We start from the raw sequence: 15,159 nt of genomic DNA, 5'->3' as shown, positions 1-15,159 counted from the left end.
GGTCGCCGTGGCGACCGCCCCCTCACGCGTGCTCAGTTCCAGGCGTTGTTCTGGTTCTGGGCGTGCGAGCCGTGCTGTCCGGCGCCGAACTGGGCGGCGATGCCCTGTCCGATGGCCGCGTTTTGCGGGGGCATGACCTCGCTCGGCTGGACGAGTGCGAAGCCCTGTCCGAGGAAGCTGAGCTCCCAGCCCTCGCCGGTGTCGCCCCGGCGGCGGCGGACGCTGGAGTTCGTCGTCTGCGCCTGCATCTGGACGCGCAGCCCGGTGGACCAGGCGACGATCGCGTCCGCGTCGACGCTGACGTACTTCTCGGGCGTGACCTGCATCATCAGCGGCTGTCCGGAGGTCATCAGGGCGACCTTGCCGCGGCCGGAGATGTTGAGCTGGTACTTGCCGGAGCCGGAGATGCCGTACTGGCTGTCGACGGCGATGACCTCGGTGTGGAGGGTCGAGTCGAGCGCGAGGACGTAGGCGCTGTCGACGGTCAGGCCCTCCTGCTCGACCTCCACGACGTGGACGTACTGCGCGAGGTTGGCGAAGTAGACCGTGCCCTGGCCGGAGCAGCGCATCAGGTCCAGGCCCTCACCGGTGCGGGCGCGGGCCCGCCGCTGGTTCGGCGTCTGGTACTCGCCGTCGAAGTCGACGAGTCCCTGGTACGCGACCATGGCGCCCTTGCGGGCGAGGACGTCGTCCTGCCCGGTCAGGCTGACCCGCAGGAGCTGCGGGTTCTGGATGACGTACCGCTCCTGGCTCTGCTGTTCGGCGTGGTTGAAAAGCGGGCTCTGCATGGTGTGTTCTCGCTCCCCCTCAGCCCCGTGCCCGCAGGCGGTCGGTGCTGTCCTCGCTCGGCTGTACGACGACGATGCCCTGGCCCGAGAAGGCCATCTGGTATGCCTCGCCGCTGCCCCGCCCGATGAGGGAGGACGCCTTGAAGCTGCGCTTGCCCTTGACCTTGAGCGAGGGCGACCAGGCGACGAGCGCGTCGGGGTCGACGTACGTCTCGTCCTCGCCGCGGCCGCAGTCGACGACGATCGGCGTGCCGCGCGAGGTGAGCGCGACCCAGCCGGTGCCGGCGATCTCCACGTTGAACAGGCCCTGGCCGGCGAACTTGGCGAGCCCCTTGACCCGCTCGACGCCCCACTGGAGGTGGGCGTCGAAGGCGAGCACGTTGGTGCCGTTGACCGAGAGCGAGTCGTTCTGGAGGTTGATGACGACGACGTCCGCGCCGTAGTCGGCGAGGTAGAGCAGGCCGTCGCCGGAGCACTTCATGATGGGCGCGCCCTCGCCGGTGGCCCACTGCTGGGCCACCTGGCGGACGGCGGGCGGGTTGGGCTCGTAGGTGATGAAGCCCTCGTAGGCGACCATCGAGCCGGTCCGGGCGTAGAGGTCCTGGCCGGAGGCCATGGCGACCTTGAGCATGGTGCGGCCGTGGTTCTCCATGCGGGCCGCGACGGGGGTCGGGGCGTAGCCCGCGAGTTGCTGGTTCATGACGGGCTCCCTCAGACCTCGTAGGGCTGGACGACGATGAAGTTGCCGGGGGCTCCCCGGAACTGGAGGTTCACGGTCTCCCCGCTGTGGCCGGGGTAGGCGTTGCGGCGCAGCCGCACCTGGCTGGAGAGGACGACCTGGGACGCGGACGACCAGGCGACGACGGCGTTGCAGTCGGCGAAGGTCGTGGGCGTGACGGGCAGGACGACGGGGACGCCGTGGGTCTTCACGACGACGGTGCCGGTGCCCTGGAACTGCATGGTGAAGAGGGCGCCGCCGGGGATGCCGTGGCCCTCGATGCGACGGACCTCGTACTGCAGGGACTCGTCGAACGCGAGGACGTTCTCGGCGGAGACGCAGATGCCGTCGCCCTGGAGCTCGATCGGGTGCAGGTGGGCACCCTGCTCGGCGAGGAAGACCTGGCCGCGGCCGGTGCAGCGCATGAGCTGCATCTCCTGGCCGGTGGCGTTGCCGACGATCCGGCCGGCGAAGCCCGCGCCCTTGTAGCCGAAGTCGACCTTGCCCTGGTACATGACCATGGAGCCCTGCCGGGCGAGGACGGGCACGCCGCCCATGGCGAGGTCGACCCGCATGAGCTGCTGGTTCTGCGGGGTCCAGCGGGCGCCGGTGGCGGTCTCCTTGTACGGCGCGAGCGCGGCGGCGAGCCCCGCTCCGGCCGCGGGCACGCCCTGCGGGACGCCGGGCTGCTGCCCGTACGCCGGCGGCTGCTGCCCGTACGGGGCGGGAGCGGCCTGCCCGTACGGGGCCTGCGGAGGCTGACCCTGACCGGGGTACTGGCCGGGGACCTGCGCGGGGTACTGGCCCGGAGGCTGCCCCGGGACCTGGCCGTACTGCGGAGGCTGCGGCGGCTGCCCGTACGGCGCGGGGGCCGGCGCGGGCGGCGGCACGGGGGCCGGGGCCAGGGGCGCGACCATCGTGGGCGCCGTGTGGACCGGCTGCACGGGCGCGGGCGGGACGGGCGCCTGCGGGGCCGCCGGCGCGCCGAAGGCGGGCGCGGGGGCGGGCGCCGCGGGTGCGCCGAAGGCCGGGGGCGCCGTCGCCTGCGGCGGCGGGGCGAAGCCGGGGGCCGCGGCCTGCTGCTGCGGGGCGGCGGGCGCCTCCTCGGCGACCTCGCCGCCGAAGTTCCGCAGGAGCGCGTCCAGGCCTCCGTCGAAGCCCTGGCCGACGGCGGCGAACCGCCACACGTCCTTGAGGTAGAAGTCGCCGAGCATCACCGCGCGCTCGGTGGAGAACTCCGCGCCGGTGAACGCGTACCGCGCGACCTCCTCGCCGCCCGCCACGATCCGCAGGTGACCGGGGCCGACCTGGGACATCTGGCCGGCGCCGTCGATCGTCGCGGTGAACGACAGCTTGTGGATGTTCGCGGGGATGCGGTCGAGGGTGACGCGGAAGGACTCGGTGTCACCGGACTGCGCGCCGAGCAGCTGGATGGACTCCTCGGGCGACTTCGGCTGGTTGAAGAAGACGAAGTAGCGGTCGTCGGAGAGCCGCTCGTCGGCGTCGAGTCCGAAGCAGCTGATGTCGAAAGTCAGTCCGGGCGCCGCGATCTGCACACCGATGTACAGATCGGTACCCGCGGTCAGATCACTGATCTTGGCCTTGTGGCCGCGTTGGAATTCCCTGGCCATGCGTAACGACCGTCCCCCATCCCGAATGGCGAATGCTCGCGCCAGGCTAACCGTTGTCCATGACATTGAGACAGGCCAGGTCGTATTCGGTACGGAATCGGGAAACCCGTGCGCCACGCGCGCGTGGCGCCGCCGTCACTCCTCGCGCGCCGCCGGAAGGTGCGGCAGGCGGTCGGCGGCGACCACGCCCTCCAGGTAGCCGCGCGCCCGCTCGGTGCGGGGATACGCCTCCAGGAGCCGCCAGAACCGCGGTCCGTGCCCGGGGACGAGGAGGTGGGCCAGCTCGTGCAGGAGGACGTAGTCGACGACGTACTCGGGCATGCCCTGGAGCCGGTGGGAGAGGCGGATGCTGCCCTCGGAGGGCGTGCAGGAGCCCCAGCGGGTGTTCTGGTTGGTCACCCAGCGGACCGAGCCGGGGCGGGCCCGGCCGTCGAAGTACTGCTCCGAGAGGCGCAGCGCCCGCTCGGTGAGCTCGCGGTCGCCGAGGACGCTCCGGCTCTCCTGGGCGGCGAGCTTGTCCAGCATCACCCCGACCCAGCGGCGCTCCTCCGCCTCCGACATGCGGGCCGGGATGAGCACGATGGTCCGGTCGCCCTCGCGGTAGGCCGAGACGGTTCTGCTCCGCCGCGGGCTTCTGCGGACCTCGACCGCACTCGTCCCGGCCCCGCGGGGCGGTTCGCTGGTCACGCTGCGCTGTGGGTCGGCGGGCACGGCCCCGACGTTACCCGCTGCCCACGGGGGAAGTCCCGCCTCCGGAGTGGTTTCGGGAACGATCCGACCCCGCCGCGCACCATTTGAATGACTAATCCCCCTGGCCTGTGGACAACTTTCGGCGACCGTCACGACGGCGGGGCATTCTCGTTCCGGGGCGACGGAATGCAGTTGTCGATCATGAAATGCGGTCACGGCCGAGGCCGGACATGGGGACGGACGGGGGCGGGGAAATGCATCCGATGGTGAAACCGGCGCTGCGGCGGGCATGGCGGAGTCTGCGGTGCGTCCAGTACGGCGTCGCCCCCGCGCACGCGGTGGTGCTCGACCCGGTCGACCCGGTGACGGGGGCGGTGCTCGGGCTGCTCGACGGCACCCGCGGGACCGCGCTGCTGCGGGCCGAGGCGCGGGCGCTCGGTCTCCCGGAGGGACGTCTGGAGGCGCTCCTGGGCCGGCTGGAGTCGGCCGGGCTCCTGACGGACGCCGCGACCGGGCGGCCCGGGAAGGCGGGCCCGGCCGCGGGCGCGGTGGACGTGGCCCTCGATCCGCTCCGCGCGGACCTGGCCTCCCTGTCCGTGGTCCACCCCGAGCCGGAGCGGGCGGCGCGGGCCCTGGCGGCCCGACGGGCCCTGCGCGTCCAGGTCAGGGGCGCGGGGCGGGTGGGGGCGACGGTCGCGGCCCTGCTCGCGGCGGCGGGGGTGGGCTCGGTCGAGGTCCTCGACTCGGGCCGGGTCGAGCCCTGGGAGACGACCCCCGGCGGACTGCCGGCCGAGGCCGTCGGCGAGCGCCGGGCGACGGCGGCCCGACGCCTGGTGGGCCGCTGGGCCCGGGACCGCACGGGAGGACCTGGCGAACTCGATGGATCCGGAGGTCTGGGCGGACCTGGCGGTCTCGGCGGAACTGGTGGGCGCGGCGGACCTGGCGGACCCGGCGGGCGCGGCGGACCCGGTGGACCTGGTGGGCGCGCCGGACCCGGTGGACCTGGTGGGCGCGGCGCCCCTGGAGGCTCCGGCGGCTCCGGTGGGTCGCGGGGGCGGAGCGGATCGGGTGAAAGCCTGGGTGAGCAGGGGCTGTCACTCGTCGTGGTGACGCCTCGGGACGGCCTCGGCGCGTATGTCCCCGACCCGCTCCCGGCCGAACCGTGGATCTCCACCGGCACCCCCCACCTGTACGCGGGCGTCCTGGAGGCCACCGGGACGGTCGGGCCGCTCGTCCTGCCCGGCGGCACGGCCTGCGCGCGGTGCCTCCAGGAGGAGCGGACGGACCGGGACCCGGTGACACCCCGGCTGCTCGCCCAGTGGCGCTCCGGCGCCCCGCATCCGCTGCCCGCCTGCGACCTCGGCCTCGCCACGGCGGTGGCCGGTCTGGCGGCGGCGCACGCGCTGGCCTTCCTGGACGGGGACCTCCCGGCGAGCACGGGCACGCGCTGGGAGGTGTCACTGCCGCTGCTCGAGTGGCGGGCGGAGCGGCTGAGACCTCACCCGGCCTGCCCCTGCGGGGCGGCGCGCGGAGCAGAAGGGGAGCGCGCCTCGGCGGCCGGGGACGCGCACGACACAATGGCGGGGTAACGGCCCTGCGCGGCACGGCAGTCTGGGTTTTGGAGGGGCGTATGTCTGATCTACCCCGGAAGGCGGTCACCCGGACCGCCAAGTTGGCCGCGTTGCCATTGGGCTTCGCGGGCCGGGCCACCTGGGGTCTGGGCAAGCGGATCGGCGGCAGATCGGCGGAGCTCGTCGCGCGCGAGCTCCAGCAGCGGACGGCCGAGCAGCTGTTCAAGGTGCTCGGCGAGCTCAAGGGCGGGGCCATGAAGTTCGGACAGGCGCTGTCCGTCTTCGAGTCGGCGCTTCCGGAGGAGGTCGCCGGGCCGTACCGGGCGGCGCTGACGAAGCTTCAGGACGCGGCCCCGCCGATGCCGACGCGCACGGTGCACACGGTCCTGGAGGAGCGGCTCGGCGCCGAGTGGCGGGAGCTGTTCGTGGAGTTCGAGGACAAACCGGCGGCGGCGGCCTCGATCGGGCAGGTGCACCGGGCCGTGTGGCACGACGGGCGCGAGGTCGCGGTGAAGGTGCAGTACCCGGGCGCCGGGGACGCGCTGCTCTCGGACCTGACGCAGTTGAGCCGCTTCGCCCGGCTGCTCGGTCCGCTCATCCCGGGCATGGACATCAAGCCGCTCATCGCCGAGATGCGGGACCGGGTCGCCGAGGAGCTGGACTACTCCCTGGAGGCGGAGGCCCAGCGGAGGCACGCGGAGGAGTTCGCGGACGATCCCGACGTGGTGGTGCCCGCGGTGGTGCACCAGTCGGAGCAGGTCCTCGTGACGGAGTGGATGGACGGGGTCCCGCTCGCGGAGGTGATCGCGGACGGCACGCAGGAGCAGCGGGACCGGGCGGGTCAGTTGCTCGCCCGCTTCCTCTTCTCAGGACCCGCGCGCACGGGTCTGCTGCACGCCGATCCGCATCCGGGGAACTTCCGGCTGCTGCCGGGCGCGGACGAGGACGAGGGGCCGGAGGGCTGGCGGCTCGGTGTCCTCGACTTCGGCACGGTGGACCGGCTTCCGGGCGGGCTGCCGGAGACGATCGGCACGTGTCTGCGGATGACCGTCGCCGGCGAGGCGGAGACGGTGTACGAGCTGCTGCGCGAGGAGGGCTTCGTCAAGAAGTCCGTGGCGCTCGACCCGGACGCGGTCCTGGAGTACCTGCTGCCGATCATCGAACCGGCCGAGGCGGAGGCGTTCGTCTTCACCCGCGGCTGGATGCGCGCCCAGGCGGCCCGGATCGCGGACCCCCGCTCCCCGGCCCACCAGCTGGGCAAGCAGCTGAACCTGCCGCCCTCGTATCTGCTGATACACCGTGTGACGTTGAGCACGATCGGGGTGCTGTGCCAGCTGAACGCGACGGTACGGCTACGGGACGAGCTGGCCGAGTGGCTCCCGGGCTTCGGGGAACCGGACCCCGCGTAGGGCTGCTCCGCACCCACCCGCCGTGTGGGCAATCGTCCCGCAGGGCGGGACGGGTGGGCACACGGGACGGCGCCCTCTGCGGGCGCCTCCGCCTTCCGTGCCTGGACCCGCACCCCCAGCGGCGCCGCACAACGCGGAGCGGGTTCGGGCGCGGAAGCCTCTGGCGCCGGCAAGGGCGCCGTCCGTTGTGCCCACCCGTTCCGCCCTTGCGGAACGTATGCCCACAACGGGTCGGCGAGGGCGTGGCTCACCACCAGGAGGAGTCGAGGCGGCCTTCGATGGAGCGGATGTTGGCGCGGGCGCACTCCTCGCAGAAGTACTCTCGCCTGCCGTTCTCCACCGAGCACGTCCAGGTCAGCGGCAGCGTCTCGGTGGTCTTGCCGCAGCGCGCGCAGGCGAAGGGTGCCTCGGGGGTACGGGCCTCGTTCATCCTCGTGACGATAACCCGGCGGGGCTGCGCGGCGGGGACAACGCACCGCGGGGGCCGGTCCGTTCGGACCGGCCCCCGCGGAGGCATCACGAGGATGCGTCAGTGCATGACGGCCATGGCGAGCGCGCGGCGGGCGCGCAGCGAGACGCGCTCGGCGCGGCGCTGCATGCGCCGGGCGGCGACCAGGCGCACGGCCTGGCGTTCCGCGTCGGCCTCACGCTGTCGTTCGTGCATATGGGCACGGGCCAGGGCTTCTGGGGCGAGTTGCATTTCACGGGTCCTGTTCTGACGCGCGGTGTACGCGGCGGCGGGGGAGAAGACTGGGGTCGCGGAGCCGGCGGGCTCGCTGGTGGAAGAGGTCATCGGGGCCTGCTTCTGGGGATCGTGCGTGAGGGGGCGGTCGATGGTTCCGGTGGCGCTCATGCCGCGACGACCGGGTTCTTGCGCGGACGGCCACGCGGCCGCTTGCGGGCGACGACCACGCCCTGGACGAAGAGCTCGCCACCCCAGACGCCCCACGGCTCGCGCCGCTCCTTGGCGCCGGCGAGGCAGGCGGCCACGAGCGGGCAGGTCTGGCAGAGGGACTTCGCGTACTCGACGTCGGCCGGGGACTCCGCGAAGAAGACCTCGGGGTCGTAGGCGCGACACGGGACGGGGACGCCGAGGTTCTCGATGGCGTCGTCGAGCGCGGTGAGCGCGGTGAGGGGGGTCAAGGCGGGGTCCTCCGTGAGGCCGGGCAGGGGGATCGATTCGGAAGGCGGTACGGACGGGGCGTGCGCTTCGAGTTGCACGGTGGTGTTTTCCTCGTCTGGTCGTTCCGGCCTGTTGGCCGGGGTTTCGGCTGGTACCGGGTTCTTGCTTCCCGAGGCCCCTTCGCGCCGTCGTCCCCGTTCGGGGACAAACAGAAGGGCCGCGGATCCCGGGTGGGGTTCCGCGGCCCTGAAGGCGCCTGTCTGATCATGGATCAGACTGGATCACTCCAGGGTTCGAGCCCACGGAAGGCCCACATCATGTGGTGGTGCGTCGTCGTCTGCTGCTGGGTTCCGGCACCGGTCGCCGCAAAGTCATAGGCCTTGGCCTTGCCTGCTGCTCCTGCTTCCAGTGCCTTGGTCGGTCGCTCATTGCGCGGAGCCACGGCGGCCACACCGAGACCGGAGAGACCGGTGACGGGCAGGCCGGCGACGGGCAGACCGGTGCCAATGAGCGCCGAGGCGGAGAGGCCGAGCGAGCAGGCGGAGACGACCGAGCGATCGGTCATTTTGGCCGTGCCGACGAAGCTGACGGTGCTGGTCTGGACGGTGTAGCTGATCACTGGAATCGCCTCCTCTCGGCGTCTCGGAGGGCTCGGGTGTGAGCCGGACCCTCATGTTTATTTGGACAAGTACAGCACGAAGACAGGGCTTCCAAGAAGCCGCTGTTTCCGTGGTTAAGAACCTATGGGGCTTGACGGGGCGGGCGCAAACTATTTTTTCGACGAGTTTTCCTCAGACCTCGCCCTCTCCCGCCCCACCCTCCTCACCTGCGCAGATGGCCAGGACCTCGGCTCCGAAGCGGTCGAGCTTGCGGACGCCGACGCCGGAGATCGAGGCGAGCTCTCCGTCGGTGGCGGGGACGCGCTCGGCGATCGCCATGAGCGTCTTGTCGGTGAACACGCAATACGCCGGCTGGCCGAGCTCCCTGGCCTGTTCCGACCGCCAGTCGCGCAGCCGCTCGTACAGCCCCTCGTCCATGTCCGAGGGGCAGTCCTCGCAGCGCATGAGCTTCATCGCGCCCGCCTCGGTGAGGGTGGCGCCGCAGACCCGGCAGAGGACGGGGCCGCGCGGGCCCCGCCGGCGGAGGCCGCTCCCCCGCTCGACGGAGCCGGAGCCGCCGCCGGAGCCGACGGCGCCGAGGGAGCCGGAGCCGGGCCGGAGCCCCTTGAGGAAACGGCTGGGGCGCCGGCTGGCCCGGCCGCCCGGGGAGCGGGAGAGCGCCCAGGAGAGCGTGAGGTGGACCCGGGCCCGGGTGACGCCCACGTACAGCAGGCGCCGCTCCTCCTCGACCTGCTCGTCCGTCTTGGCGTAGGTGATCGGCATCATGCCCTCGGTGAGGCCGACCAGGAAGACGGCGTCCCATTCGAGGCCCTTGGCCGCGTGCAGCGAGGCGAGGGTGACGCCCTGGACGGTCGGGGCGTGCTGGGCGGCGGCCCGCTCGTCGAGCTCGGCGACCAGGTCGGAGAGGGTGGCCCCGGGCTTGGCACGGCTGAAGTCCTCGGCGAGCCGGACGAGGGCCGCGAGGGACTCCCAGCGGTCGCGGACGGCGCCGGAGCCGGCGGGCGGCGCGCTGGTCCAGCCCTTGGTGGAGAGGACGGCCCTCACCTGCGCGGGCAGGTCCTCGACGTCGTCGAGGAGGGAGTCGTTGCCCCCGGCGCGGGCGGCTCCGCGCAGGGCGATGCCCGCCTCCCGTACCTCCTGGCGCTCGAAGAAGCGCTCGGCGCCGCGGAGCTGGTAGGGCACTCCGGCGTCGGCGAGGGCCTGCTCGTAGACCTCGGACTGGGCGTTGATCCGGTAGAGGACGGCGATCTCGCCGGCCGGGACGCCGGCGGCGATGAGGTCGCGGATGCGGCGGGCGGTGCCCTCGGCCTCGGCGGGCTCGTCGGTGTATTCCGTGTAGACCGGCTCGGGACCCGGGTCGCGCTGGGAGATCAGCTCCAGGCGGTGCTCGGCGGCCCGGCCGCTGGCCTGGCTGAGCAGCCCGTTCGCCAGGTGGACGACCTGCGGGGTGGAGCGGTAGTCGCGGACCAGCTTGACGACCGTGGCGCCCGGGTGCCGGGTGCGGAAGTTCAGCAGGTGGTCGGGGGTGGCGCCGGTGAAGGAGTAGATCGTCTGGCTGGCGTCGCCGACGACGCAGAGGTTGTCGCGGTCGCCGAGCCACAGGTCGAGCAGCCGCTGCTGGAGCGGGGAGACGTCCTGGTACTCGTCCACCACGAAGTGCTGGTACTGGCGGCGGATCTGGTCGGCGATGTCGTGCCGGTCCTGGAGGATGCCGACGGTGAGCAGCAGCACGTCCTCGAAGTCGATCACCGAGCGGTCGCGCTTCAGCTGCTCGTACATGGCATAGATCTGGCCGATCTCCGCCGGGTCGCGGGGGGCGTCCCTGACGGACTTGGCGACGGCGGCCGGGTAGTCGGCGGGGACGGTCTGGGTGACCTTGGCCCACTCGATCTCGCTGGTCACGTCCCTGAGCTCGTTCCGGTCGAGCCGGATCCGGCAGCGGGCCGCGGCCTCGGCGACGAGCTGGATCTTCCGCTCCAGGAGCCGGGGCAAGTCGCCACCGACTGCTTTCGGCCAGAAGAACTGGAGCTGGCGGAGGGCCGCGGAGTGGAACGTGCGCGCCTGGACGCCGCCGGCGCCGAGCTGCCGCAGCCGGCCGCGCATCTCGCCCGCGGCGCGGTTGGTGAACGTGACGGCGAGCACGCTGGCGGGCTGCAGGATGCTCGCCCGCACCCCGTACGCGATGCGGTGGGTGATGGCCCGCGTCTTGCCCGTGCCGGCTCCCGCGAGGACGCACACCGGTCCGTTCAGGGCAAGGGCGACCTCGCGCTGCTCGGGGTCGAGCCCGTCGAGCACCGCGTCGGCCGTCTCCGGGACCTGCGGGAAGAGAGTGGAGTGCGTTGCTGCTGTCACCCCCCAATGCTGCCAGGTCGGGCGAGCTTGCCGTCGAGGCTTGTCCACAGGGGCGTGCCGCCGGTCATACGAATTCCGGGAATGACGCCGGGAGGGCGTACGTTCTCCTACTCGGCACCCGTCCGCGAACAAGAGGAGCGCCTGGTCATGCAGGGCACTGTGACGATGTACAGCACCACGTGGTGCGGCTACTGCCGTCGGCTGAAGAGCCAGATGGAGCGCGAGGGCATCGCGTACACGGAGATCAACATCGAGCAGGACCCCGACTCGGCGGCGTTCGTCGAGAAGGCCAACGGCGGCAACCAGACGGTGCCGACCGTCCTCTTCCCGGACGGTTCGACCCTGACGAACCCGAGCCTCGCGCAGGTGAAGCAGGCGCTCGGCGTCTGATCGCGAGGAGATCGCGAGACCTTCGCGTGAAGATCGCGAAACGTTCGCGAGGAGACCGCGAGGAGTGGCAGTGGCCCCGCGGCCGGTGAGAACCGGCCGTGGGGCCTTTGTGCAGGGACTTCGCTCGAGCGAACCCCCCTGATCCCACCTCGTCGTGAAGGGCGTCACACACCTGCGAGCTTTTGCGCGGCCCCCGGCGTCCCGCCTACGCTCTCGTCCCGACCGAGATTTGCGACTGCATATCCAGGTGGGATACCCCTTGCTCATCCAGATAGCTCCTGCTCCTCCGGCGTCGCGCGAACCCGGGAGAGCGCCCAGGCTCACGACGGACTCCACGGACCCCACGGGCAGAGCTCGCGGACGCCTCCACGCCCTCGACGGCCTGCGCCTCACCGCCGCCCTCATGGTGGTCGGCTACCACTACCTGGCCTTCGGGGAAGGCCGGCCGAGCCCGGTCGAGGACCTCTTCCCGCAGACCTTCTCCGTCGCCTCCTACGGCTATCTCGGCGTGGAGTTCTTCTTCCTCATCAGCGGCTTCGTCATCTGCATGAGCGGCTGGGGCCGGCCGGTGAAGGACTTCTTCGTCTCCCGTGTGGTGCGCCTCTATCCCGCGTACTGGTTCGCCGTCGTCGCCACGTCCGTCACCGTCGCCGTGATCCCCGGCGGGCGGCGCCACCTGCCCGGGAACGACATCCTCACCAATCTGACGATGCTCCAGGAGCCGCTGGGAGTGGACCCCGTCGACGGGGTCTACTGGACCCTCTTCGCCGAGCTCCGCTTCTACCTCCTCTTCTCGCTGCTCGCCTGGTGGGGGCTGACGTACCGCAGGGTGCTGCTGTTCTGCTGCGTCTGGGGCGCGGCCACCGTCCTGGTCTCCCCGGCCGCGCCCGGTCCCGTGCGCCTGCTCCTGATCCCCGAGTACAGCTGGTTCTTCATCGCCGGCATGGCGTTCTACCTGATGTACCGGTTCCGTCCGAACCTGATGCTCTGGGGCGTCGTCGGGTTCTGCTACTGCGCCTCGCTGGCGCCCTCCATCGACAAGTTCAAGGGGCTCACCTTCCTCGGCGACCGGCCGGCGTGGCCCGTGCTCGTCGTGCTCGCCGCGTTCTTCGGGGCGATGGCGCTGGTCGCCACCGGCAGGCTCTCCGGCATCCGGTGGACGTGGCTGCCGGTCGCCGGGGCACTGACCTACCCCTTGTACCTGCTGCACGAGGTCATCGGCTGGGAGTTCTTCACCCGCTTCGGGGCGCGCGTCCCGCCGTGGGTGCTGCTCGTCACCGTGCTGCTCGGGATGCTGGTGCTGTCGTACCTGGTCCACCGTCTCGTCGAGCGGCCGCTCAGCCGGTATCTCAAGCGCAACCTCGCCCGCCTGTGAGCGCCACGAAGAAGTCCCCCCGTCCGGCGGCGCCGGGCGGGGGGACTTCTTCGTGTGCGGAGCGGGTCAGACGACGTCGCCCGGCTTCGGGAGCGGCTTGCCGTACCAGCGCTCGATGAGGCGGGAGGCGATCGAGATGCCGTACGGGGGCAGGACCTCGCCGGACTCGAAGGCGGCGGCCAGGTCCTCGCGGGAGAACCAGCGCGCCTCGTGGATCTCCTCGCCGTCCACGTTTATCTCGGAGGACGTGGCCTGGGCGAAGAAGCCCAGCATCAGGCTGGACGGGAACGGCCAGGGCTGGCTGGCGATGTACTCGACCTCGCCGACCGTGACGCCGGCCTCCTCGAAGACCTCGCGGGCCACCGACGCCTCGATGGACTCGCCCGGCTCCACGAAGCCGGCGAGGGTCGAGAAGCGGCCTTCCGGCCAGTGCACCTGGCGGCCGAGCAGCGCCCGGTCCTTCTCGTCGGTGACCAGCATGATCACGGCGGGGTCGGTGCGCGGGTAGTGCTCGGCGCCGCAGGCCTGGCAGCGGCGGATATGGCCGGCGGCCGCGATGACCGTGCGCTCGCCGCAGCGCGAGCAGAAGCGGTGGAGGCGCTGCCAGTTCTCCAGGGCCACCGCGTGCACCATGAGGCCCGCGTCGCGGTCGGAGAGCAGCAGCCCGGCCTCGCGCAGCCCGGCCGGGCGGGCGGACTGGTCCATGCGGCCGGGCAGGGAGTCCTTCTGGAGCGCGAAGTAGGAGACGCCGTCGGCGTCCGTGCCCAGGAAGTAGCGGTGGGTCTCGGTGACCGGGGCCTCGAAGGCCGGGGTCATCACGAGCTCGGTGGTGCCGTCGGGGCGGTCGTCGATCAGCACCTGGCCCCCGGAGACCACGAAGACCCGGGTCGTGGGGTGGCTCCAGGCCGCCGCCAGCCACGCCTCGTCGAGGCGGTGGTGGGCGGCGCGGTCGATGCCGCTCGGGGCGGTGAGCGAGATCGGGCGGTCCGCCGGCGCGTGCTTCGGGCTGCTCGACGCGTTCTTCAAGGTGCTCACAGGTGCTTCCAACTCCCCCGGATCGGTGTGTGGGTTCAGCGCGCGGCGAAGTGGAGGGCGGCGGGCAGGTCGCTCCACAGGTGCGCGGTCGTCTCGACGCCCTTCATGAGGAGATCGAGTTCGATCTTCTCGTTGGGGGCGTGCCAGCCGTCGGACGGTACGGAGATGCCGAGGAACAGGACGGGTGCGTCCAGGACGTCCTGGAGGTCTGCGGCCGGTCCGGAGCCGCCCTCGCGGGTGTAGCGGACCTTGGCGCCGTCGAAGGCCCTGCTCATGGCCCCGGCCACCGCCTTGAGTGCGGGGTGGTCGAGGGGGGTGAGGCAGGGGCGGGTCGGTGCGCCGAAGACGATCTCGTACCGGATGCCGGCGGGGACGAGTCCGGCGAGCCAGTCCCGTACCGCGAGCTCGATCTTGGCCGGGTCCTGGCCCGCGACCAGCCGGAACGACAGCTTGAGCTGGGCGGAGGAGGGGACGATCGTCTTGCCGCCGGGGCCCTGGTAGCCGCCGCCGATGCCGTTGACCTCGGCGGTGGGACGGGCCCAGACCCGCTCCAGGGTCGTGAAGCCCGCCTCGCCGAGGGTGCCGTGCGACTTGGCCGTCCGCAGCCAGGCGGCCTCGTCGAAGGGCAGCTCGGCGACGAGGGCCCGCTCTGCGTCGGTGAGCTCCGTCACCCCGTCGTAGAAGCCGGGGATCGCCACGTGCTCGTGCTCGTCGTGCAGCGCGGCGACGATCCGGCCGGCGACGGTGGCCGGGTTCGGCACGGCGCCGCCGAAGGAGCCGGAGTGGATGTCCTGGTCGGGGCCGTACAGCTCGATCTCGCAGTCGGCGACCCCGCGCATGCCGGTGCAGACGGTGGGGGTGGTCTCGGACCACATGCCGGTGTCGGAGACGATCACGGCGTCGGCGGCGAGCCGGTCGGCACGGTCCTCGACGAGGGCGCGGAAGTGCGGGGAGCCGGACTCCTCCTCGCCCTCGACGATCAGCTTGAGGTTGACGGCGGGCGTGGTGCGGCCGGTGGCGGCGAGGTGCGCGCGGACGCCGAGGGTGTGGAAGAACACCTGCCCCTTGTCGTCGGCTGCCCCGCGCGCGTACATCCGGCCGTCGACCACGGTCGGCTCGAACGGGTCCGTGTGCCAGCCGTCCTCACGGGCCGCGGGCTGCACGTCGTGGTGGCCGTAGACGAGGACGGTCGGGGCGTCCGGGTCGCCGGAGGGCCACTCGGCGAAGACGGCGGGGGCGCCGTCCGTCTCCCAGACCTCGACCGTGGTGAAGCCGGTCTCCGTGAGCTTGGCGGCGAGCCACTCGGCGCTGCGCCGTACGTCCCCGGCCCGGTCCGGCTGGGCCGACACGGAGGGGATGCGCAGCCACTCGGCCAGGTCGCCGAGGAAGGCGGCACGGTGCTGCTCGACGTACGTACGTACGGTGCGGACGGCGCTGTCCGGGGTCTCGCTCATGCC

The 15,159-nt window shown here is 72.2% G+C and carries 15 protein-coding genes; 4 read left to right on the top strand and 11 right to left on the bottom strand.

Translation table 11 applies throughout. The annotated features are described in order from the left end of the window. Nucleotides 1-32: 32 nt before the first annotated feature. The 4 genes from ACN9M0_RS24335 to ACN9M0_RS24320 all read right to left on the bottom strand — a co-directional run bounded on the left by ACN9M0_RS24335 (nucleotide 33) and on the right by ACN9M0_RS24320 (nucleotide 3,848). Nucleotides 33-788, bottom strand: coding sequence for an AIM24 family protein (locus ACN9M0_RS24335; RefSeq protein WP_366040992.1), 756 nt, complete (start codon nucleotides 786-788; stop codon nucleotides 33-35). 19 nt (nucleotides 789-807) lie between these two features. After that, nucleotides 808-1,488 (bottom strand): AIM24 family protein, encoded by a 681-nt coding sequence (locus ACN9M0_RS24330; RefSeq protein WP_366040993.1) that lies wholly within the window; start codon nucleotides 1,486-1,488, stop codon nucleotides 808-810. Nucleotides 1,489-1,499: 11 nt separating this feature from the next. Continuing rightward, nucleotides 1,500-3,137, bottom strand: coding sequence for a TerD family protein (locus tag ACN9M0_RS24325; protein WP_426404193.1), 1,638 nt, complete (start codon nucleotides 3,135-3,137; stop codon nucleotides 1,500-1,502). 135 nt (nucleotides 3,138-3,272) lie between these two features. After that, the gene (locus ACN9M0_RS24320) at nucleotides 3,273-3,848 is read right to left on the bottom strand and encodes a M48 metallopeptidase family protein (protein WP_366041939.1); all 576 of its coding nucleotides are present in this window, start codon (nucleotides 3,846-3,848) and stop codon (nucleotides 3,273-3,275) included. Between the two features lie 233 nt (nucleotides 3,849-4,081). Here ACN9M0_RS24320 and ACN9M0_RS24315 point away from each other — a divergent pair, with 233 nt between their 5' ends. Together ACN9M0_RS24315 and ACN9M0_RS24310 are read left to right on the top strand one after the other, a co-directional pair. Beyond that, on the top strand, nucleotides 4,082-5,416 hold the full coding sequence (locus ACN9M0_RS24315; protein ID WP_366041940.1) for a TOMM precursor leader peptide-binding protein: 1,335 nt from the start codon (nucleotides 4,082-4,084) through the stop codon (nucleotides 5,414-5,416). Between the two features lie 41 nt (nucleotides 5,417-5,457). Next, nucleotides 5,458-6,807: an ABC1 kinase family protein gene (locus ACN9M0_RS24310; protein ID WP_366041941.1), complete on the top strand. Its 1,350-nt coding sequence runs from the start codon at nucleotides 5,458-5,460 to the stop codon at nucleotides 6,805-6,807. Between the two features lie 247 nt (nucleotides 6,808-7,054). Here ACN9M0_RS24310 and ACN9M0_RS24305 read toward each other — a convergent pair whose 3' ends face one another. The 5 genes from ACN9M0_RS24305 to ACN9M0_RS24285 form a co-directional block, all read right to left on the bottom strand. Next, nucleotides 7,055-7,237, bottom strand: a complete 183-nt coding sequence (locus ACN9M0_RS24305) for a hypothetical protein (RefSeq protein ID WP_366041942.1) — start codon at nucleotides 7,235-7,237, stop codon at nucleotides 7,055-7,057. 99 nt (nucleotides 7,238-7,336) lie between these two features. Then, nucleotides 7,337-7,660 carry a hypothetical protein gene (locus tag ACN9M0_RS24300; protein WP_366041943.1) on the bottom strand — a complete coding sequence of 108 codons (324 nt, stop codon included), beginning with the start codon at nucleotides 7,658-7,660 and terminating at the stop codon, nucleotides 7,337-7,339. Continuing rightward, nucleotides 7,657-8,028 carry a WhiB family transcriptional regulator gene (locus ACN9M0_RS24295; RefSeq protein WP_366041944.1) on the bottom strand — a complete coding sequence of 124 codons (372 nt, stop codon included), beginning with the start codon at nucleotides 8,026-8,028 and terminating at the stop codon, nucleotides 7,657-7,659. Before ACN9M0_RS24295 ends, ACN9M0_RS24300 begins: the two co-directional genes overlap by 4 nt. Nucleotides 8,029-8,201: 173 nt before the next feature. After that, entirely contained in the window at nucleotides 8,202-8,549 is a 348-nt protein-coding gene (locus tag ACN9M0_RS24290; RefSeq protein WP_399696123.1) for a hypothetical protein, read from the bottom strand. A 172-nt stretch (nucleotides 8,550-8,721) separates the two neighbouring features. Next, nucleotides 8,722-10,902 carry an ATP-dependent DNA helicase UvrD2 gene (locus tag ACN9M0_RS24285; protein WP_366041945.1) on the bottom strand — a complete coding sequence of 727 codons (2,181 nt, stop codon included), beginning with the start codon at nucleotides 10,900-10,902 and terminating at the stop codon, nucleotides 8,722-8,724. A 147-nt stretch (nucleotides 10,903-11,049) separates the two neighbouring features. Here ACN9M0_RS24285 and ACN9M0_RS24280 point away from each other — a divergent pair, with 147 nt between their 5' ends. Next, entirely contained in the window at nucleotides 11,050-11,292 is a 243-nt protein-coding gene (locus ACN9M0_RS24280) for a mycoredoxin (protein WP_366041947.1), read from the top strand. Nucleotides 11,293-11,551: 259 nt separating this feature from the next. Next, entirely contained in the window at nucleotides 11,552-12,667 is a 1,116-nt protein-coding gene (locus ACN9M0_RS24275) for an acyltransferase family protein (protein ID WP_426404192.1), read from the top strand. Nucleotides 12,668-12,733: 66 nt separating this feature from the next. Here ACN9M0_RS24275 and nudC read toward each other — a convergent pair whose 3' ends face one another. Together nudC and ACN9M0_RS24265 are read right to left on the bottom strand one after the other, a co-directional pair. Next, nucleotides 12,734-13,702: an NAD(+) diphosphatase gene (nudC, locus tag ACN9M0_RS24270; protein WP_366041949.1), complete on the bottom strand. Its 969-nt coding sequence runs from the start codon at nucleotides 13,700-13,702 to the stop codon at nucleotides 12,734-12,736. A gap of 35 nt (nucleotides 13,703-13,737) precedes the next feature. Next, nucleotides 13,738-15,156 (bottom strand): dipeptidase, encoded by a 1,419-nt coding sequence (locus ACN9M0_RS24265; RefSeq protein ID WP_426404191.1) that lies wholly within the window; start codon nucleotides 15,154-15,156, stop codon nucleotides 13,738-13,740. Between the last annotated feature and the right edge of the window lie 3 nt (nucleotides 15,157-15,159).

Source organism: Streptomyces sp. R-07, assembly GCF_049913175.1.
In the GTDB taxonomy this organism is placed as follows: domain Bacteria; phylum Actinomycetota; class Actinomycetes; order Streptomycetales; family Streptomycetaceae; genus Streptomyces.
Note: the sequence above shows the minus strand (reverse complement) of the source record. Positions and strands in the feature narration are given on the sequence as shown.

Excerpts from the sequence above, each read along its gene's own strand:
- ACN9M0_RS24335 (WP_366040992.1), bottom strand. The coding sequence starts at position 788 with ATGCAGAGCCCGCTTTTCAACCACGCCGAACAGCAGAGCCAGGAGCGG.
- ACN9M0_RS24330 (WP_366040993.1), bottom strand. The coding sequence starts at position 1,488 with ATGAACCAGCAACTCGCGGGCTACGCCCCGACCCCCGTCGCGGCCCGC.
- ACN9M0_RS24325 (WP_426404193.1), bottom strand. The coding sequence starts at position 3,137 with ATGGCCAGGGAATTCCAACGCGGCCACAAGGCCAAGATCAGTGATCTG.
- ACN9M0_RS24315 (WP_366041940.1), top strand. The coding sequence starts at position 4,082 with ATGCATCCGATGGTGAAACCGGCGCTGCGGCGGGCATGGCGGAGTCTG.
- ACN9M0_RS24310 (WP_366041941.1), top strand. The coding sequence starts at position 5,458 with ATGTCTGATCTACCCCGGAAGGCGGTCACCCGGACCGCCAAGTTGGCC.
- ACN9M0_RS24305 (WP_366041942.1), bottom strand. The coding sequence starts at position 7,237 with ATGAACGAGGCCCGTACCCCCGAGGCACCCTTCGCCTGCGCGCGCTGC.
- ACN9M0_RS24300 (WP_366041943.1), bottom strand. The coding sequence starts at position 7,660 with ATGAGCGCCACCGGAACCATCGACCGCCCCCTCACGCACGATCCCCAG.
- ACN9M0_RS24280 (WP_366041947.1), top strand. The coding sequence starts at position 11,050 with ATGCAGGGCACTGTGACGATGTACAGCACCACGTGGTGCGGCTACTGC.
- ACN9M0_RS24265 (WP_426404191.1), bottom strand. The coding sequence starts at position 15,156 with ATGAGCGAGACCCCGGACAGCGCCGTCCGCACCGTACGTACGTACGTC.